The following is a 16,738-nucleotide window of genomic DNA, read 5'->3' as shown; positions in this document are numbered from 1 at the left end:
TCAACGTGATAGACCTTGCGCCATGCGTCTTGCCCATCGTTCCAGCGCCATCGCGCTCGCCACCGCCCTTCTCCTGTCCGCCTGTGCGACCACGAAAGCAGTCAGCCCTGCGCAGGTCTCAGCAGAAACCCGTGCCGCAGCGCGCGATGTCGAGACCGCAGCATCCGCGCTGGAAGCGGAAGAGCGCGCCTCGCCCGCCGCACTCGTTTCCAAGGTGGATATCCCCTACGAGAAGTTCGTGCTGGCCAACGGCCTCACCACCATCGTCCACACCGATCGCAAGGCGCCGATCGTCGGCGTCACGCTTTACTACCATGTCGGCTCTCGCAACGAACCGCGCGGCAAGACCGGCTTCGCGCACCTCTATGAGCACCTGTTCTTCGGCGGATCGTCCAACGTGCCGGACTTCGACGTGCCGCTGGACGCCGCCGGCTCCACCTCCAGCAACGGCTCCACCTCCTACGACCGCACCAACTATGTCGAAACGGTGCCCACCGGCGCCCTGCCACTGGCGATGTTCCTGGAAAGCGACCGCATGGGCCACCTGCTGCCGGCCGTCACCCAGGACAAGCTCGACAAGCAGCGGGGCGTCGTCCAGAACGAGAAGCGTCAGGGTGACAACCAGCCCTATGGCCTGGTCGAATATGCGCTGAACGAAGGACTGCTGCCGGTCGGCCACCCCTATCGCCACACCACCATCGGCTCGATGGCCGACCTTGACGCGGCCACGCTGACCGATGTGCGCGCATGGTTCACCGATCACTACGGCCCCAACAACGCCGTGCTGGTGCTCTCCGGCGATATCGACGCTGCCACCGCCAAGCCCCTGGTCGAAAAATGGTTCGGCCAGATCCCGCGCGGGCCTGAGGTTGCGCCGGTTTCCGCCGGCCCGGTGACGCTGCCCGCACCGATCCACCGGGAGATCGCCGATCAGGTGCCGCTGCTCTACCTCAGCCGCAACTGGACCGGCCCCGGCCTCAACGATGCCGATGCGCCCGCCCTGCAAGTGGGCATGGACATCCTTGGCGGCCTTGCCAGTTCGCGGCTGGACAACGAACTGGTGCGCGGCCAGCAGCTTGCAGTGGGCGTCACGGCATCCGCACAGATCGAGGAAAGCGTCAGCTTCCTGGGCATGGCGATGCAGGTGAAGCCCGGCGTCGATCGCGCCAAGGCCAATGCCGCCTTCGACAAGGTGCTGGCCGATTTCCTGCGCGACGGCCCGACCGAGGACGAAGTGCGCCGCTCCGTCGTCAGCACCCTGTCCGAAGAGATCGGCGGCCTGGAACGCGTCGGCGGATTTTCCGGCAAGGGCGCCACGCTGGCGGAGGGTCAGGCCTATTCGAACGATCCGGCCAAATACAAGCATGACCTTGCCGCCATGGCCGCGCTGACGCCGGACCAGATCAAGGCGGCGATGAACAAGTGGCTCTCCCGCCCCGTCTACGCGCTGGACGTGGTGCCGGGCGAACGCACGATGGACGGTGCCAAGCTGGGCGGCTGGGGTGATGAGGACAAGACGCCAGCGCCCAGGCCGGATCCGAAAAAGCCCGCCCCGGCACTGCCGCCCGCGCCGAAGATCTCCGCCCCGCCGGTCGCCCCGGTGGGCGCGCTGGCCTTCCCGGCGATGGAGCGCACCACGCTGTCCAACGGCATCCCGGTGGTGCTGGCACGCCGCACCGCCGTGCCCAAGCTGGTGCTGACGATGGACTTCGACGCCGGCTACGCGGCGGACGCGCTGGACACGCCGGGTACGCAGGGCCTGATGCTCTCGATGCTCGACCAGGGCACCGCTACGCTGGACGCCACCGGCATCGCCGAAGCGCAGGAACGGCTGGGCGCCAGCATCTCGATCGACGGATCGCTCGATACCTCCAGCGCCACGCTGACGGCGCTGACCGACAACCTCGGCCCATCGCTGGACCTGCTGGCCGATGTGGTGCGCCACCCCGCCTTCGCGCCATCCGAAGTGGAGCGTGTGAAGGCGCAGGCCGAAGCCTCGTTGTCGCAGACGCTGTCTTCCCCCCCGGCGCTTGCCCGCCGCGCGCTGGGCGCCGCGCTTTACGGCGCGCACCCCTATGCCCAGCCCAACGACGGACTGGGCCAGGCCGCCACGCTGGCCGCACTGACGCCGGATGCGCTGAAGGCCGCGCATGACAAGTGGCTGCGGCCGGATCTTGCCCGCATCACCGTGGTGGGCGACGTGTCGATGGATCAGCTGAAGCCCCTGCTCGAACGCGCGTTCGGCAACTGGCAGGCCCCGGCCACCCCCGCGCCCGTGAAGCCGCTGGCCGCCCCGATCACCGCCGGCAAGCCGCGCATCGTGCTGATCGACCGGCCGCACTCGCCCCAGTCGGTGATCCTTGCCGGCCGGGTCCTGCCGATCACCGGCCGCACGCCTGATACCGAACCGCTGCAACTGGCCAACGACGTGCTGGGCGGCGGCTTCCTCTCGCGCCTGAACAAGGACCTGCGCGAGGAAAAGGGCTGGTCCTACGGCGTCTACAGCGGCGTCAGCAAGCCGATCGGGCCCAGCGCCTTCACGCTTTCCGCCCCCGTCCAGTCGGACCGCACGGGCGCAGCGATCAAGGCGATCATGGCGGACATGACCGCCTATCCCGCCGCCAAGCCGATCACGGACGAGGAATTCCAGCGCGTGACGGACGGCGCCATCCGCCAGCTTCCCAACCTGTTCGAAACCAACGGCCAGGTTGCCGGCGCCATCAGCCAGAACGACCGTCTGGGCCGGCCGGGGGACTATTACGTCACGCTGGCGGCCAAGTACCGCGCCATCGGCAAGCCCACCGTGGCCGCTGCCGCCACGCAGTTCCTGCGCCCGCAGGGGCTGGTCTTCGTGATCGTCGGCGATCGCAAGGTCGTGGAACCTCAGCTCAAGGGGCTTGGCCTGCCGATCGAAATCCAGCAGGCACCCGCCGCGCAAGACGGCGCGGGCGACGAATCGCAATGATGCGCCCGCGCACAGACATGGACAGGAGAATATGATGTCGCTCGGCGGAACTTACGAATGCTCCACCAAGACCCCGATGGGCCACCAGAAGGGTACGCTGACCATCGTGCCGGAAGGTGACACCTTCACCGGCCAGATCACCGGCGATCTGGGCACGATGGAACTGCGCAACGGCACGATCAGCGGCAATACGCTGAGCTGGAAGATGAAGATGACCTCGCCCATGCCGATCGACCTCGACTGCAAGGCGACCGTCGACGGCACCGACCTGACCGGCACGATCAAGGCCGGCTTCTTCGGCACGATGCAGCTGAACGGCACCAAGGTCGGCTGATTGTCCGCCCCTGCGAGACGGGCAAGGCCCCGTCCCGCAGGGGCGGACCGAGCAAGGCGGCATCGTTGACGCTCACCCGAACCCATGTTCGGCCAACCGCCAGAACAACGCCCATCCATTTCCCAAAACAAACCCCGTCATCCCCGCGACGGCGGGGATCCCGCTTTTTCTTGCGCGCATGGCAAAGAAAAGCGGGGCGCCCGCCTCCGCGGGGGCGACGGAATGGGATACCCGGATTGAGGGATAGCCCGCGTTGATCCGTCAACGCTCCCCGTACACAAGAATGCAAAAACCCACCCCCAACCCCTCCCGCAAGCGGGAGGGGAGCGAGACTTGGTGAGCCGCAGGCGAACCTAGTCGCAGCGGGGTGGGCCATTCACCACGCCCACGAAAAAGCCCCGGAAAGCACACTGCTTTCCGGGGCTTTTCTAAGCGATCCGAAACGAAATCAGCCCAGCTTGGCCTTCAGGATCTCGTTCACCACCTGCGGGTTGCCCTTGCCGGCCATGGCCTTCATCGTCTGGCCGACGAAGAAGCCGAACAGCGCGACCTTGCCTTCGCGGTACTGAGCGACCTTGTCGGCATTGGCGGCGAGGATCTCGTCCACCTTCGCCTCGATGGCGCCGGTGTCCGATTCCTGCTTCAGGCCTTCGCGCTCGACGATCACGCCCGCATTGTCGCCGGTTTCGAACATCGTTTCCAGCACCTGCTTGGCGATCGAGCCGGAGATCGTGCCCTTGCCCACCAGCGCCAGCAGTTCCGCCGCCTGCTCGTGGCTGATCGGCGAGTCTTCCAGCGACTTGCCCTGCTTGTTGAGCGCGCCGAAGAATTCGGAGATCAGCCAGTTGGCCGCCTGCTTGGCGACTTCAGCGGGCGCCTTGCCCTGTGCCGAAGCGGTTTCGGCCAACAGCGCCTCGAACCACGCGAAGGTATCGACGTCGGCGGTCAGCACCGCGGCGTTGTAGGCTGAAAGGCCCAGTTCGCCTTCGTAGCGGGCGCGCTTGGCGTCCGGCAGCTCGGGCAGGCTGGCGCGGCATTCCTCGAGGAAAGCGTCGTCGAGTTCGAGCGGCAGCAGGTCCGGATCGGGGAAGTAGCGATAGTCGTGCGCATCTTCCTTCGACCGCATCGAGCGGGTGGAGCCGGTGCCCGGATCGAACAGGCGGGTTTCCTGCACGATCTTGCCGCCGCTCTCCAGCACGTCGACCTGACGGCTCGCCTCATGCTCGATCGCCTGCATGACGAAGCGCACGGAGTTGACGTTCTTGGTCTCGGTGCGGGTGCCGAGTTCGTCGCCGGGCTTGCGCACCGAGACATTGACGTCGGCACGCATCGAGCCCTGGTCCATGTTGCCGTCGCACGAGCCGACATAGCGCAGGATCGTGCGCAGCTTCGACAGGTAGGCACCAGCCTCGGCGGGCGAGGTCATGTCCGGGCGGCTGACGATTTCCATCAGCGCCACGCCGGAACGGTTCAGGTCGACATAGGACATCGTCGGATGCTGGTCGTGCATCAGCTTGCCCGCGTCCTGCTCGACGTGGATGCGCTCGATGCCGATCACCTTGTCGGCCGGGATGCCCGCCTTCTCGTCCGCCTCGATGGTCAGCGAACCCTCGCCCACCAGCGGGTGATAGAGCTGGCTGATCTGGTAGCCCTGCGGAAGATCTGCGTAGAAGTAGTTCTTGCGGTCGAAGCGCGACCACTTGTTGATCTGCGCCTCGATCGCCATGCCGGTGCGCACGGCCTGACGGATGCATTCGCGGTTCGGAACCGGCAACATGCCCGGCATCGCCGCGTCGATCAGCGAGACCTGGCTGTTCGGCTCCGCGCCGAATGCCGTTGCCGATCCGGAGAACAGCTTGGAGTTCGAGGTGACCTGCGCGTGGACTTCGAGGCCGATCACGACCTCCCAGTCACCGGTGGCGCCCTGGATGCGATAGGTTGATTCAGTCATCGTGTTTCGGTCCACTTCTGGGGCGACGCAGCAGCCGGTGCCGCTGCCTCACCCCGTCATTTGTTTCCCGCTCCGGCACTATACGCCGGGCAGCGGGTCGGTCGTCCTTTCGCTTCGGAGCATGGTCAGTCAGCACGTTTGCAATGCCGCCGACCAGCTCGAAGAGAAACGACCAGCTTACCACCACTTCTCCGGCTTGGCCGCGAACTGCGCGCGCTGTTCAAGCGCGAGACCGGCGTTCAGCACGCCCTGTTCGTCGAAAGCCTTGCCGATGACCTGAAGACCCAGCGGCAGACCCTCGCGGTTGAGGCCGGCCGGAACCGACATCGCCGGAAGACCCGCGAGCGAAGCCGGAACCGCGAAGACGTCGTTGAGGTACATCTTCAGCGGATCGTCCACGTTCTCACCCAGGCCGAAAGCGGCCGAGGGCGCGGTCGGGGCGAGGATCACGTCGCACTGCTCGAAGGCCTTGGCGAAGTCCTGCGCGATCAGCGCGCGGACCTTCTGGGCCTGCGTGTAGTAGGCGTCGTAGAAACCGGCCGAGAGCACGTACGTGCCGATCAGGATGCGGCGCTTCACCTCGGGGCCGAAACCGGCGGCGCGGGTCGCAGCGTACATGTCCTGAAGGTTTGCACCGTCCGGCAAGTCGCGCAGGCCGTAGCGCACGCCGTCATAGCGCGCGAGGTTCGACGAGGCTTCGGCAGGCGCGATGATGTAGTAGGTCGGCAGCGCGTACTTGGTGTGCGGCAGCGAGATCTCGACGATCTCCGCGCCCGCATCCTTCAGCCAGGCAATGCCGTCGTCCCACGACTTCGACACGTCATCGTCCAGGCCTTCGACGCGGTATTCCTTCGGAATGCCGACCTTCTTGCCCTTCATGTCGCCGGAAAGCGCGGCTTCCCAGTTCGGCACGGGGAGGTCGAGGCTGGTCGAATCCTTGGCGTCGAAACCGGCCATGGCTTCGAGCATGATCGCGCAGTCCTGCACCGAGCGGGCCATCGGGCCTGCCTGGTCGAGCGAGCTTGCAAAAGCAACCACGCCCCAGCGCGAGCAACGGCCGTAGGTCGGCTTGATGCCGGTGGTGCCGGTGAAGGCTGCCGGCTGGCGGATCGAACCGCCAGTGTCGGTGCCGGTTGCCGCCGGGCAGAGACGCGCGGCGAGCGCGGCCGAGGAACCGCCCGAGGAACCGCCCGGCGCGAGCGCGGCGTTGCCACCGTCGTTGCGCTTCCAGGGCGAGATCACGTTGCCGAAGTAGCTGGTCTCGTTCGACGAGCCCATGGCGAACTGATCAAGGTTCAGCTTGCCCAGCATGCCCGCACCGGCGTCCCACAGCTTCTGCGAGACGGTCGATTCGTACTGCGGCTTGAAGCCTTCCAGCATGTGGCTGGCGGCGGTGGTCTGCACGTCGAAAGTGGCGAACAGGTCCTTCATGCCGATCGGCACGCCGCCCATCTTGCCCAGCGCTTGGCCCTTGGCTCGCTTGGCATCGGTGGCCTGCGCCGCCTCGATCGCCTTTTCGGGCGTGGCGACGATGAAGGCGTTCAGCGCTTCCTGCGCGGCCGCGACGTTCGCGTTGAACGCCGTAGCCACTTCGACGGCGGAGAAATCGCCGTTCGCAACGCCGTCGCGGATCTGCGCGACGCCGAATTCGGTAAGATCAGTCATGCTGCAATCCAGCCGTTGTGTGCCGCCAGTGCTTCGACAAGCTCAGCACGAGCGGGGAAAAGTACGTTCCTGTCCCCCGACCCGCTCATTCTGAGCTTGTCGAAGGATGGGAGTGCAAGGCGCTCCGTCGGAATCATTCGATCACCTTGGGCACGCCGAAGAAGCCGTGTTCGGCGGCGGGAGCATTGGCCAGAACGGCATCGCGCTTGTCGCCGCCGGTCAGCGGATCAGCATCGATCACGTCATCGCGCAGGCGCAGCGTGTTGGGGATGACGGCGGTCATCGGCTCGACTTGCGAGGTATCGACTTCGCCGAGCTGCTCGACCCAGGCGAGAATGCCGTTGAGTTCGGGGACCATCGCCTCGATTTCAGCCTCGCTCACCTTGATGCGGGCAAGGCTGGCGATCTTCGCAACGGTTGCGGTATCGACCGACATGGCGTTCCTTCAGTTAGACCGGCACCGCGCCGATAAAACGCGCGGACGCCAGAAGTTCTGGCCGGGGCGCTAGCACCCGGCCGGAATTGCTTCAAGCATCGAGCGGCCCCGAAGGACCGCCGACGTCTTTATTGCTTGGGTTGCTGGGCCTGCGGATCAGCAGGAGCTTCCTGCTGCTGGGCCTGTGCCTGCGCCATCATCTGTTCGAATTCGGCGCGGGTCTTCCAGTCGATCAGCTGAACTTCGAACACCAGGTCCGAATTCGGCGGGATCGGGCCCGAACCCTCGGCGCCGTAACCCAGCGCGGCGGGGATCGTCAGGCGATAGGAACCGCCGCGCTGCATCTGCACCAGGCCATCGGCAAAGCCGGGCACCACGTCGCCCACGGCCATCGGCGTCGCGTCCGACTGATCGAACACGGTGCCGTTCTTGAGCATGCCCTTGTAGGCGATCAGCACGAAGTCGTCGCGCGTGGGCATGGCGCCATCACCCTTGGTCACCGTTTCCACGGTAACCTTGGGTGCGGCTGAAGTGGGTGCGGCTGAAGTGGGTGCGGCCGGAGCGGCAGCGGCGGGCGCCGGGGCAGCAGCGGGCTTCGCAGCAGCCTGAGCAGCCACGGGCAGTGCGAGCGCCAGCACGGAAGCCAGCGCGAGAGAAGCGATCTTCACCGGGCGCGCGATCAGGGCTGGACCGGGGCGCCGGGCGCGCCTTCAGGCATGGCGCCACCGGGCATTGCACCGCCCGGCATCGCGCCGGCAGCACCGCCCTGCTGGGCCTGCATCTGCTGCAGTTGCTGCAGGATGCGCTGCTGCTGCTCGATCTCAGCACGGCTCTTGAAGTCGATCAGTTCGATCTCGAACTTCAGGTCGCTGTTCGGCGGGATCGGGCCGGCACCCTTGGGGCCATAGCCGAGCGCAGCCGGGATTTCGACGTCGTACTTGCCGCCGCGCTGCATCTTCACCATCGCCTTGCCGAAGCCGGGGATGACTTCCGCCAGTGCCATCGGAGCGTTCTTCTGCTCGTCGAACACCTTACCGTCGGGCAGCGTGCCCTTGTAGTTGATCAGCACCACGTCATCCATGGTCGGCGATTCGCCCGAACCGGCCTTGATCGTCTCGACATGGACGGCAGGCGGCAGCGAGGCATAGGCGATACCGGCAGCGGCCAGCGCGATGGCAGCCACGCCGATCCAGATCTTGGCAACAGCGCCCTTGGCAATCGGCTGCAGCGGGACGCGGGTGATCTCTGTCATGGAGCCTTCCTGGTTTTCTTGTGGCGCCGGTTTGGTCTGCATAGGCGCGCACGGGGCGCGGATAGGCAAAAGGGCGCGGGATTCGTCCGCGCCCTCATGGATCAGGAAAACGCAACCATCAAGCGATTAAGCCGCGTTTCCGGTTGCCCGATATGCAGGCAAGTCCACAGCCGGGCCGGAGATCGCCGGACCGAAGCGGGTCGCCATGCCCATGGCCCGGACGAACGAAAGCGGCCCGCGCCCTCACCCGACATTCCGACCGGCAGAACCGGCGCGGGATCGGGTGGGGGCGCGAGCCGCCAGAGCCAGCCGCAAGGCGCGGGGGGCAATCCCCACGCCCTATCGGCAGGTGCTCTTACTTGACGCCGTCGCGCTCGAGACGCTTGCGCTCCAGCTTGCGGGCGCGGCGAACGGCAGCAGCCTTTTCGCGTGCACGCTTCTCGGAGGGCTTCTCGAAGTGACGACGCAGCTTCATCTCGCGGTAAACGCCTTCACGCTGCAGCTTCTTCTTGAGAGCCCGGAGAGCCTGATCAACGTTGTTGTCGCGGACGAGAATCTGCATAAACCGACACACCTCACAAATCGAAAGCACTGTTTCCGCATTCCGACGCGGAAGGTGCCCTGAGAAAATACGAAAATACGCCGAATCCCTTGCGAGGTCGGCTCGAAGTTGGGGGCCGCTAGCACCAACGGGGCTGCAAGGCAAGCAATCTCGGCTCATTTTAGGGCCGGAAAGCTGCCTTCAAACAGTCCCCCGCCGGACACGGCTGCCCGACGGGGGAAGTTTTACACCATTGTTCGCGATCAGGCCAGTTGATCGACGATCAGCCCGGAAGTCGTGGCTTCGCTGACGCCGGTGGCCGAATACGTGGTGCTGGTGCCCTGCGTATCCTTCAGATTCTGGATGAAGGCCAGGATCGCGCTCAGTGCATCCTCGGTGGAATCCGTGGAATCGGTCGAGTCCGTGGAATCGGTCGAATCGGTGGACGTCGAATCATCGGTTTCATCGGCTCCGCCCGACGGCGGCGGACCGGGAGGCGGGCCGCCTGCGCCCTGCGGGCCGCCGGGGCCGCCCATGCCCCCCATGCCTTCGACACCGCCCATCGCCTGTTCGCCGCCGGCCGAAGCCGATGCGTCGGACGACGATGAGCCCGAGGGGCCCTGCGCGAACAGCGACTGAAGCGCGCTCGCCTGGTCCTCGGTCAGCGCGCCGGACGATACCTGATCCGAGATCAGCGAATCGATGCGATCCTTCATCTGCGAGGGATCGAGGCGGCTGCCCGAAGTGCCGGAACTGGAAGACAGCGAGCCGTCGATCGAATCGAGTGCCGATTCCAGTGCGGTGGCGTCGGTATCGGTGATCGAACCGCTGTTGACGGCGGACGAGATCTTGTCGTCCATATCCTTGCGCGGATTGAACAGAGCGCTCATGGCGCTCGTTGCGGATGAGACTTGCATTGAATGTCTCCTTGCGGAGTGGGGTCGCACCCGAGGCTCTTTATAGAGAGCCGGATCGCGCAAACGGTCAAACTGCACACAAGTATCTGCACGGATGACGTGCCCGTTTGCCTCCATGCTTCCACCACGATTGGAAATCCGTGCATTCGCGGCTAAGGCGGGCACCATGCCCCAACCTTCCTTTCTCCTCGCCTCCTGCATGGTGGCGCTGGGCGGTGCGGTCGGCTCATGGCTGCGCTTCGTCGTCGCCTATGCCTACAGTGTCCTGCTCGGCCCCGTCCGCGCACTGGCGTTTCCCTATGGGACGCTGACGGTGAACATCGTCGGCAGTCTTGTGATGGGCCTGCTCGTCGGGTGGCTCGGCCGCTCGGCGTCGGGTGGGGAAAGCCTGCGCCTGCTCGTCGGAGTGGGCGTGCTGGGGGGTTTCACCACGTTTTCGTCCTTCAGCCTCGATACGATCGCGCTCGCCCAGCGCGGTCAGCCGGGGCTTGCCGTGTTTTACGTCGCGATTTCGCTGGCCGCCGGCCTTTGCGCGCTGTTCCTCGGCCTTACCATGATGAGGAGCGCCGCATGAGCCGCCCTGAGAATACCGATACCGTCCGCCAGTTCACCGTCGGCCACGACGACGAGGGCGTCCGCCTGGACCGCTGGTTCAAACGCCACTTGCCGCAAGTCGGCTTCGCCATGGTTTCGCGCTGGGCGCGTACCGGGCAGCTTCGCGTCGACGGCAAGCGCGCCGATGTCGACACCCGGCTGACCGCCGGGCAGATCCTGCGCGTGCCGCCGGGTGGAGAGCCCAAGCCCGGCCTTGGCGCCTCGCGCCCGCGCCGCGAACTGACCGAGGAAGAGATCGAGCGTGCCGACGCCATGGTGCTGACGCAGGATCGCGCCGCGATCGTGCTCAACAAGCCGCCCGGCCTCGCCACCCAGGGCGGATCGGGCATGAAGGAGCATGTCGACGGGTTGCTTGACGCTTATGCGGACAAGGGTCCGCGCCCGCGTCTGGTCCACCGTCTGGACAAGGACACCTCGGGCGTCCTGCTGGTCGCCCGCACGCCGGGCAGCGCGGCGTTCTTCTCCAAGCGCTTTTCCGGGCGCACGGCCAAGAAGATCTACTGGGCGCTGGTGGTGGGCGTGCCCAGCATCAACGACGGCATGATCGAACTGCCGATCGCCAAGCAGCCGGGCACCGGCGGCGAGAAAATGCATGTGGACGAGAAGGAAGGCCAGACGGCGAAGACGCGCTACCGCGTGCTCGACCGCGCCGGCAACCGCGCTGCATGGGTGGAACTGCACCCGCTGACCGGCCGCACCCACCAGCTGCGCGTGCACATGGCGGCGATCGGCCACCCGATCGTGGGTGACGGCAAGTACGGCGGGCAGGAAGCGTTCCTGTCCGGCACGATCAGCCGCAAGATGCACCTCCACGCGCGCCGCCTGATCATCGAGCATCCGGACGGCGCCCCGCTGGACGTGACCGCCCCCCTGCCCGAGCACTTCGCCAATTCGATGGAATCGCTCGGCTTCGATGAGGCCGATGGCGCTGAACTGCCCGAAGGCGCACCGGAGTTCACCAAGGACGACGAGAAGCGCGCCGCCAAGGCCCACGCCAAGCAGTACCGCAAGGAACGCCGCGGCGAACGCCGCTCGCGCCGTGATGGCGGCTCCGAACGCCCCGGCTCGCGCGGGAAGCCTTCGGGCAAGGCCGCTGGCAAACCGGCCGGCGCCAAGGCCGGTCCGCGCAAGGCCGCAGGCAAGCCGGTTGCCGGCAAGCCTGCCGGCGTGCGCAAGCCGTCCGGCCCACGCAAGCCCGGCGGCGCCGGCGGCACCGGCGGCGGTAAGCCTGCCGGTCGCCCGGCCGGTGGCGGTCGTCCAGCCGGTGGCGGTGCACCGCGCGGCAAGCGCTGATGCACCCCAACGCGCAGTTCCGTCCGGCCGATCGTGCGATGGCCGAGGCGCTGGTGGAGGAGGTCGGCTTCGGCATGATCTTCGCGGCCACGCCGGACGGACCGCGCGTGGCCCATACGCCGCTGCTGTGGACCGGGGATGGCGCCGTGCAGTTCCATCTGGCGCGGGGCAACGCCCTCACCCGTCATATCGCCGATGCCACGGTGCTGGCGGTGGTGAACGGGCCGGACGCCTATGTCTCCCCCCGCTGGTATGCGGACAGCGAGCAGGTGCCGACGTGGAACTACGTCAGCGCGGAAATGGAAGGCCGCGTGCGGCGGATGGACGACGAAGGGCTGATGGGCCTTCTGGAAGGTCTCTCCGCCCGTAACGAGGCCCGCATTTCCGAAGGCAAGGTCTGGACGATGGACAAAGTCTCGCCCGGCTACCTGGCCAAGCTGAAGGCCGGAATCGTCGGCTTCGAACTGGAAGTGCAGGCCTGGCGGCCCACCTTCAAACTGTCCCAGAACAAGCCCGCCGACGAACGTGAGCGGGTGGCGTTGGGGCTGGAGGCCGAAGGGTCCCGTGCCATCGCCCAATTGATGCGAGATTTGGTCGGATGAAACTGGCGGTTTTCGATTGCGACGGCACCCTCGTCGACGGGCAGGCCCCGATCTGCGAGGCGATGGAGGCGACATTCGCCGAATTCGGCCTCGCCCCTCCTTCGCGCGGGTTGATCCGCCGCGCGGTGGGCCTTTCGCTGCCGCAGGCGATGCGCCAGTTGCTGCCCGACAGCGACGAGGCGCAGCAGCACGCCATGGCCGATGCCTACAAGGCCGCCTTCCGGCAGGCCCGTACCGAGGGCCGCGTCTCGCAGCCGCTGTTTCCCGGCATCGCCGAAGTGCTGCACGGGTTGCAGGATGCCGGCTGGACGCTGGGCGTCGCCACCGGCATGTCCGATCGCGGCCTGTCGTTCTGCCTGGAAGCGAACGGCGTCAAGGATCTGTTCGTCACGCTCCAGACCGCCGACCGCCACCCGTCCAAACCGCACCCCGCGATGCTGGAGGAAGCGATGGACGATGCCGGCGCGCGGCCCGGGGAGACGGTGATGATCGGCGATACCGTCTACGACATCCAGATGGCCGCCAATGCCGGCACCCGTGCGATCGGCGTGGACTGGGGCTATCACCACCCCGAAGAACTGACCGCTGCCGGGGCCGAGAAAGTCTTCGAAGCCCCGCACGAATTGCTGGAGCACCTTCTCGCATGACGACCGATACCTCAGGCGCGGGCGCCAGGGATCCGGCCCGCAATCGCTGGATCATCATCCAGATCGTCCGCCTGTTCGGCGTCGCCTGCGTCGCCGCGGGCCTGGCGATCGGGTCGAACAAGCTGCAATGGCCGCTCTGGGTGGGCTACCTGCTCATCGCCAACGGCATGATCGACGTCTTCGTCATCCCCCGCATGCTCGCGCGCAAATGGCGCAGCCGCAACTAACCGGAACACCGAAGTGAAGCGTTTCTACAAGGAAGTTACCGTCGCCGAACAGGACGGCGGCTGGCGTGCCCTGCTGGACGGGCGCGGGATCAAGACTGCCGGCGGCCGCCCGCAAGTGGTGCCGACCCGCGCCCTGGCAGAGGCGCTGGCCGCCGAATGGGCCGCGCAAGGCGAAAAGATCGATCCGCAGACCTTCCCGCTGCGCGACCTTGCCGATTTCGCGGTGGACGCCATCGGCGCCGACCCGGCGCTGGCCCTGCGCGAAATCCTTCCGTACGCCGAGACCGACACGCTGTCCTATCGCGCCGATCCGGAAGACGCGCTGTACCAGCGCCAGCTGACGGTGTGGGAGCCCTTGCTGACCGCCGCCGAGGCACGCCACGGCGTGCAGTTCCCGCGCGTTTCCGGCATCCTCCACAAGCCGCTGCCCGCCGAAACGCTGGCCCGGCTGGAAGCCATGCTGGCCGCCGAGGACGCCTTCACCCTTGCCGCGCTGCGGATGCTGGCCAGCCTGGCGGCATCGCTGGTGATCGCGCTTGCCGCCATCGCGCCCGAAGCCGATGCGGAAGCGCTGTGGAAGGCCGCCAATCTTGAGGAAGACTGGCAGGTCGAACTCTGGGGCGAGGACTGGGAAGCCGCCGAACGCCGCGCCACGCGTTTCGCCGCGTTCCAGCTGGCGATGGATTTCGCCCGTCTATCGCGACCCCGTTAAACCGAAGACGAAAGAAAAGGCCCGCCCCGGAAGAACCGGAACGGGCCACATCGCGCGGATGGGGCAGGGTCGCACGCCCCATCCGTCAGCGACGGTACGTCAGTCGATCAGAACTTGATGCCGAAGCCGGCCAGCGCCTGGTTGCGCGAGAAGCCGCCCTCGTAGTTCGAATAGCGATATTCGATCTTGCCGAACATGTTGTGGCCAAGGTCCTGCTCGAAACCGGCGCCCAGACGCAGACCGTCGCCATTGCCGCTGGCCTTCATCTTCATGTCCGCATCTTCATAGCTCGCGGTCACGCGGCCATTGGTGTAGCCGGCAAGGACGTAGAGCTTGCTGTTGGCGCCCACATTGGTGCCGACGCGAACGACGGCGGCGAGATCGCGGCCGGTCTTCATGCACAGGCGGCCGGTGTCGGCATCGCCATAGCACTTCTTGCCGGTGCTGCCTGCAACGGTCGCCTCGACGCCCACGAACAGGGCATTGCTGACCGGCAGTTCGTAACCGGCTGCGGCGCCGTAGTCGAAGCCATCCGAATTGACGTCGTCAAAATAGGACGCGTTGTCGTAGCCGCCGGTCACCTGCACATAGGCCTGCGCATTGGCAACGGCAGGCATGGCGAACAGCGCGGCAGCAGCAGCCGCGAGAGTGATCTTCTTCATGTTAAATCGCACCTGTATTCACTCCCGCCCCCTGGCGCGGAGTGGGGGCCGAATACAGGGCACCCGTCATGTTGCAACCGGGGGCGGGCGCAAAAGACACCCCCCGTCAGCCAGACGTTGCAATCCGGTCACACAGGAATAATCGAGAATGTCGGCGCGACCCGCGGAAATGCTGGGTCCGGCAATTCAAGCGTCTGCAACGCGGATCATGCCGCCAAATATAAACGACCGGACTACAAAAATTTCACACCGACGCTGAAATGCACAAAGGGCGGTGACAATTACTGTTACCGCCCTTCACTCAATTTCCATCAAGTCTTTTCAGGTGCCCTTGATCCAATCGGCCGCCTGCTTGGCAACGTCGTTGGCAGCCTGGTTCAGCGCCGGCGCCACAGCGGCGGCATCGGCCTTCACATCGGGCACGCTGGCTTCGAACCGGCGCGTGGTGATCGGGCCATTGCGTTCCGATCGGGTCACGTCGAGACGGACGATCACCGAACGGGTCGGCACGTCATACCCCATCGCCAGCAGCCGTCCGCCGATCTGCACTTGTCCGCGCCCTTCGAAATCCAGCCCTTCCACCACCAGGCGGCCGGTGCGCGCGCGCAAGGTTTCGGCCAGCAGTGTGCGCATCTGGCGCGCGGGTTTTTCGGTCCAGAACGCGTCCTTCAGGTAGGACAGGCTGGAGGCATCGATCTTCACCGGCACGCGCGGCGTATCCAGGCTGCGATCGGATTCGGGATCGAGCACGACGATCGCTTCGGCCAACTGGCCGCTGACCTGCGAACCGGCGGGCGCGCTTTCGTCAGGCGTCAGGCGGATCAGCTGCGCGGGCGGCTTGGCGGCCAGGCTGATGCAGCCGGGCAACGCCAGGCAGGCCGCAACCGCCAGAACACTGCCGAGAACCTTGCGGACGCCAGCCTTGCCTGCGGTGGCGCTGCTTTTCGCGGTTTGCATCTCAGTTCGCATCCTTGGCCCCATCATGGCTTATAGGTGGGCAGCTTCTGCCCCTTCAGCAGCGCGCCGGCGCCCTGTTCGTCGATCTTTTCGGTTACCGAGCGCAAGGCGCGGCTGGTCGCCTGCAAGTCGCGGATCGCGGCCTCTGCAGCGGGCAGCGTCTGGTCCGATACCTTGTCGAACGCGGGCTGCGCGTGTTGCAGCGTCTGGTCCAGCGTATCCATCGACTTCTGCGCCGATGCCAGCGTCTTGCGCAACTGGTCCGCCAGCGAGTTGCCCTGATCGCCCAGCAGGTTGTCCGCCTTGCCGGCCACGCCCTCGAACGCGTTGAGCGTCTTGGTCGCCTGGTCGAGCGTGCCCTGGAGCTGAACCAGCGTCTTGCGCACTTCCGGCGACGCGGACGCAAGGTCCTTGGTCATCTTGTCCGTGTTCTTGAGGATGCCGGTGATCGAACGCCGGTTATCTTCGGACAGCAGCAGGTTCAGGTTCTCGGTCAGCGTCGCCAGACGTTCCAGCAGCAGCGGTGCGTTGGACAGGATCTCGCCCAGGCCACCCCGCTTGGTGGGGATCACCGGCACGCCTTCGGGGCCGGGCTCGGTCAGCAGCGGGGCATCCTTCACCGCCCCTTCCAGCTGGATGTCGGAAACGCCGGTGAAGCTGCCCTGGATCGTCGCCGTGGTGCCCACGGTAACCGGCACCTTCTTGTCGACCCGGATACGCACGCGCACGAAGCTGGGATCCTGCGGCCACAGCTCGATCTCGCGGATCTGGCCCACCGGCACGCCCGCATAATCGACGCCCGAACCCTTCGCCAGCCCGTCTACCGACTGCTTAAAGAAGATGTCGTATTCGTTGCGCGCGCCTTCGTTCAGGCGGGCAATCCAGATGATGAACGCAGCAAGCGCTGCAAGCAGCACCAACGTGACCGCTCCGACCCAGACGTGATTGGCGCGTGTTTCCAT

The 16,738-nt window shown here is 66.2% G+C and carries 18 protein-coding genes; 8 read left to right on the top strand and 10 right to left on the bottom strand.

Annotation, left to right across the window (positions count from 1 at the left end; all coding sequences use genetic code 11):
• Nucleotides 1–22 precede the first annotated feature (22 nt).
• Both WBP06_RS02785 and WBP06_RS02780 read left to right on the top strand, forming a co-directional pair.
• Complete coding sequence (locus tag WBP06_RS02785) at nt 23–2,965, top strand: M16 family metallopeptidase (protein ID WP_395331638.1); 2,943 nt, start codon at nt 23–25, stop codon at nt 2,963–2,965.
• A 34-nt stretch (nt 2,966–2,999) separates the two neighbouring features.
• Nucleotides 3,000–3,299 (top strand): hypothetical protein, encoded by a 300-nt coding sequence (locus WBP06_RS02780; RefSeq protein ID WP_395331636.1) that lies wholly within the window; start codon nt 3,000–3,002, stop codon nt 3,297–3,299.
• Nucleotides 3,300–3,747: 448 nt separating this feature from the next.
• Here WBP06_RS02780 and gatB read toward each other — a convergent pair whose 3' ends face one another.
• The 7 genes from gatB to WBP06_RS02745 all read right to left on the bottom strand — a co-directional run bounded on the left by gatB (nt 3,748) and on the right by WBP06_RS02745 (nt 10,061).
• The gene (gatB, locus tag WBP06_RS02775) at nt 3,748–5,250 is read right to left on the bottom strand and encodes an Asp-tRNA(Asn)/Glu-tRNA(Gln) amidotransferase subunit GatB (RefSeq protein ID WP_395331635.1); all 1,503 of its coding nucleotides are present in this window, start codon (nt 5,248–5,250) and stop codon (nt 3,748–3,750) included.
• A 177-nt stretch (nt 5,251–5,427) separates the two neighbouring features.
• Nucleotides 5,428–6,915 (bottom strand): Asp-tRNA(Asn)/Glu-tRNA(Gln) amidotransferase subunit GatA, encoded by a 1,488-nt coding sequence (gene gatA / locus WBP06_RS02770; protein WP_395331634.1) that lies wholly within the window; start codon nt 6,913–6,915, stop codon nt 5,428–5,430.
• A gap of 133 nt (nt 6,916–7,048) precedes the next feature.
• Nucleotides 7,049–7,351: an Asp-tRNA(Asn)/Glu-tRNA(Gln) amidotransferase subunit GatC gene (gene gatC, locus WBP06_RS02765; RefSeq protein WP_021234714.1), complete on the bottom strand. Its 303-nt coding sequence runs from the start codon at nt 7,349–7,351 to the stop codon at nt 7,049–7,051.
• A 128-nt stretch (nt 7,352–7,479) separates the two neighbouring features.
• Entirely contained in the window at nt 7,480–8,019 is a 540-nt protein-coding gene (locus tag WBP06_RS02760; protein ID WP_395331633.1) for an FKBP-type peptidyl-prolyl cis-trans isomerase, read from the bottom strand.
• 11 nt (nt 8,020–8,030) lie between these two features.
• Nucleotides 8,031–8,603: an FKBP-type peptidyl-prolyl cis-trans isomerase gene (locus tag WBP06_RS02755; protein WP_395331632.1), complete on the bottom strand. Its 573-nt coding sequence runs from the start codon at nt 8,601–8,603 to the stop codon at nt 8,031–8,033.
• A gap of 355 nt (nt 8,604–8,958) precedes the next feature.
• Nucleotides 8,959–9,165: a 30S ribosomal protein S21 gene (rpsU, locus tag WBP06_RS02750; RefSeq protein ID WP_132386556.1), complete on the bottom strand. Its 207-nt coding sequence runs from the start codon at nt 9,163–9,165 to the stop codon at nt 8,959–8,961.
• Between the two features lie 242 nt (nt 9,166–9,407).
• The gene (locus WBP06_RS02745; protein WP_395331629.1) at nt 9,408–10,061 is read right to left on the bottom strand and encodes a hypothetical protein; all 654 of its coding nucleotides are present in this window, start codon (nt 10,059–10,061) and stop codon (nt 9,408–9,410) included.
• Between the two features lie 166 nt (nt 10,062–10,227).
• Between WBP06_RS02745 and crcB the strand changes: the two genes are divergently transcribed.
• Genes crcB through WBP06_RS02715 form a run of 6 tightly spaced genes read left to right on the top strand, consistent with a single transcriptional unit; the run spans nt 10,228 to nt 14,157 of the window.
• Nucleotides 10,228–10,635, top strand: a complete 408-nt coding sequence (crcB, locus tag WBP06_RS02740; protein WP_395331627.1) for a fluoride efflux transporter CrcB — start codon at nt 10,228–10,230, stop codon at nt 10,633–10,635.
• Entirely contained in the window at nt 10,632–11,969 is a 1,338-nt protein-coding gene (locus WBP06_RS02735) for an RluA family pseudouridine synthase (protein ID WP_395331625.1), read from the top strand. The genes crcB and WBP06_RS02735 overlap by 4 nt, the downstream gene beginning before the upstream one ends.
• Nucleotides 11,969–12,571 carry an FMN-binding negative transcriptional regulator gene (locus WBP06_RS02730; RefSeq protein ID WP_395331623.1) on the top strand — a complete coding sequence of 201 codons (603 nt, stop codon included), beginning with the start codon at nt 11,969–11,971 and terminating at the stop codon, nt 12,569–12,571. Before WBP06_RS02735 ends, WBP06_RS02730 begins: the two co-directional genes overlap by 1 nt.
• Entirely contained in the window at nt 12,568–13,218 is a 651-nt protein-coding gene (locus WBP06_RS02725) for an HAD-IA family hydrolase (protein WP_395331621.1), read from the top strand. The genes WBP06_RS02730 and WBP06_RS02725 overlap by 4 nt, the downstream gene beginning before the upstream one ends.
• Nucleotides 13,215–13,445: a hypothetical protein gene (locus tag WBP06_RS02720; protein WP_395331619.1), complete on the top strand. Its 231-nt coding sequence runs from the start codon at nt 13,215–13,217 to the stop codon at nt 13,443–13,445. The genes WBP06_RS02725 and WBP06_RS02720 overlap by 4 nt, the downstream gene beginning before the upstream one ends.
• Nucleotides 13,446–13,458: 13 nt before the next feature.
• The gene (locus WBP06_RS02715) at nt 13,459–14,157 is read left to right on the top strand and encodes an ATP12 family chaperone protein (RefSeq protein ID WP_395331617.1); all 699 of its coding nucleotides are present in this window, start codon (nt 13,459–13,461) and stop codon (nt 14,155–14,157) included.
• 107 nt (nt 14,158–14,264) lie between these two features.
• On the opposite strand, the gene WBP06_RS02710 is transcribed toward WBP06_RS02715, so the two are convergent.
• From WBP06_RS02710 to WBP06_RS02700, 3 genes are all read right to left on the bottom strand, one after another.
• Nucleotides 14,265–14,819: an outer membrane protein gene (locus tag WBP06_RS02710; protein ID WP_395331615.1), complete on the bottom strand. Its 555-nt coding sequence runs from the start codon at nt 14,817–14,819 to the stop codon at nt 14,265–14,267.
• Between the two features lie 321 nt (nt 14,820–15,140).
• A complete protein-coding gene (locus WBP06_RS02705; RefSeq protein ID WP_395331613.1) occupies nt 15,141–15,776 on the bottom strand; it encodes an ABC-type transport auxiliary lipoprotein family protein in 636 nt (211 codons plus the stop codon).
• 23 nt (nt 15,777–15,799) lie between these two features.
• Nucleotides 15,800–16,738: an MlaD family protein gene (locus WBP06_RS02700; protein WP_395331611.1), complete on the bottom strand. Its 939-nt coding sequence runs from the start codon at nt 16,736–16,738 to the stop codon at nt 15,800–15,802.

Source organism: Novosphingobium mississippiense (assembly GCF_044029535.1).
In the GTDB taxonomy this organism is placed as follows: domain Bacteria; phylum Pseudomonadota; class Alphaproteobacteria; order Sphingomonadales; family Sphingomonadaceae; genus Novosphingobium.
Note: the sequence above shows the minus strand (reverse complement) of the source record. Positions and strands in the feature narration are given on the sequence as shown.

What these genes read in the sequence shown, in the direction of transcription:
- WBP06_RS02785 (WP_395331638.1), top strand. Translation starts at nt 23, where the DNA reads ATGCGTCTTGCCCATCGTTCCAGCGCCATCGCGCTCGCCACCGCCCTT.
- WBP06_RS02780 (WP_395331636.1), top strand. Translation starts at nt 3,000, where the DNA reads ATGTCGCTCGGCGGAACTTACGAATGCTCCACCAAGACCCCGATGGGC.
- gatB (WP_395331635.1), bottom strand. Translation starts at nt 5,250, where the DNA reads ATGACTGAATCAACCTATCGCATCCAGGGCGCCACCGGTGACTGGGAG.
- gatA (WP_395331634.1), bottom strand. Translation starts at nt 6,915, where the DNA reads ATGACTGATCTTACCGAATTCGGCGTCGCGCAGATCCGCGACGGCGTT.
- gatC (WP_021234714.1), bottom strand. Translation starts at nt 7,351, where the DNA reads ATGTCGGTCGATACCGCAACCGTTGCGAAGATCGCCAGCCTTGCCCGC.
- WBP06_RS02755 (WP_395331632.1), bottom strand. Translation starts at nt 8,603, where the DNA reads ATGACAGAGATCACCCGCGTCCCGCTGCAGCCGATTGCCAAGGGCGCT.
- rpsU (WP_132386556.1), bottom strand. Translation starts at nt 9,165, where the DNA reads ATGCAGATTCTCGTCCGCGACAACAACGTTGATCAGGCTCTCCGGGCT.
- WBP06_RS02745 (WP_395331629.1), bottom strand. Translation starts at nt 10,061, where the DNA reads ATGCAAGTCTCATCCGCAACGAGCGCCATGAGCGCTCTGTTCAATCCG.
- crcB (WP_395331627.1), top strand. Translation starts at nt 10,228, where the DNA reads ATGCCCCAACCTTCCTTTCTCCTCGCCTCCTGCATGGTGGCGCTGGGC.
- WBP06_RS02735 (WP_395331625.1), top strand. Translation starts at nt 10,632, where the DNA reads ATGAGCCGCCCTGAGAATACCGATACCGTCCGCCAGTTCACCGTCGGC.
- WBP06_RS02730 (WP_395331623.1), top strand. Translation starts at nt 11,969, where the DNA reads ATGCACCCCAACGCGCAGTTCCGTCCGGCCGATCGTGCGATGGCCGAG.
- WBP06_RS02725 (WP_395331621.1), top strand. Translation starts at nt 12,568, where the DNA reads ATGAAACTGGCGGTTTTCGATTGCGACGGCACCCTCGTCGACGGGCAG.
- WBP06_RS02720 (WP_395331619.1), top strand. Translation starts at nt 13,215, where the DNA reads ATGACGACCGATACCTCAGGCGCGGGCGCCAGGGATCCGGCCCGCAAT.
- WBP06_RS02710 (WP_395331615.1), bottom strand. Translation starts at nt 14,819, where the DNA reads ATGAAGAAGATCACTCTCGCGGCTGCTGCTGCCGCGCTGTTCGCCATG.
- WBP06_RS02705 (WP_395331613.1), bottom strand. Translation starts at nt 15,776, where the DNA reads ATGCAAACCGCGAAAAGCAGCGCCACCGCAGGCAAGGCTGGCGTCCGC.
- WBP06_RS02700 (WP_395331611.1), bottom strand. Translation starts at nt 16,738, where the DNA reads ATGGAAACACGCGCCAATCACGTCTGGGTCGGAGCGGTCACGTTGGTG.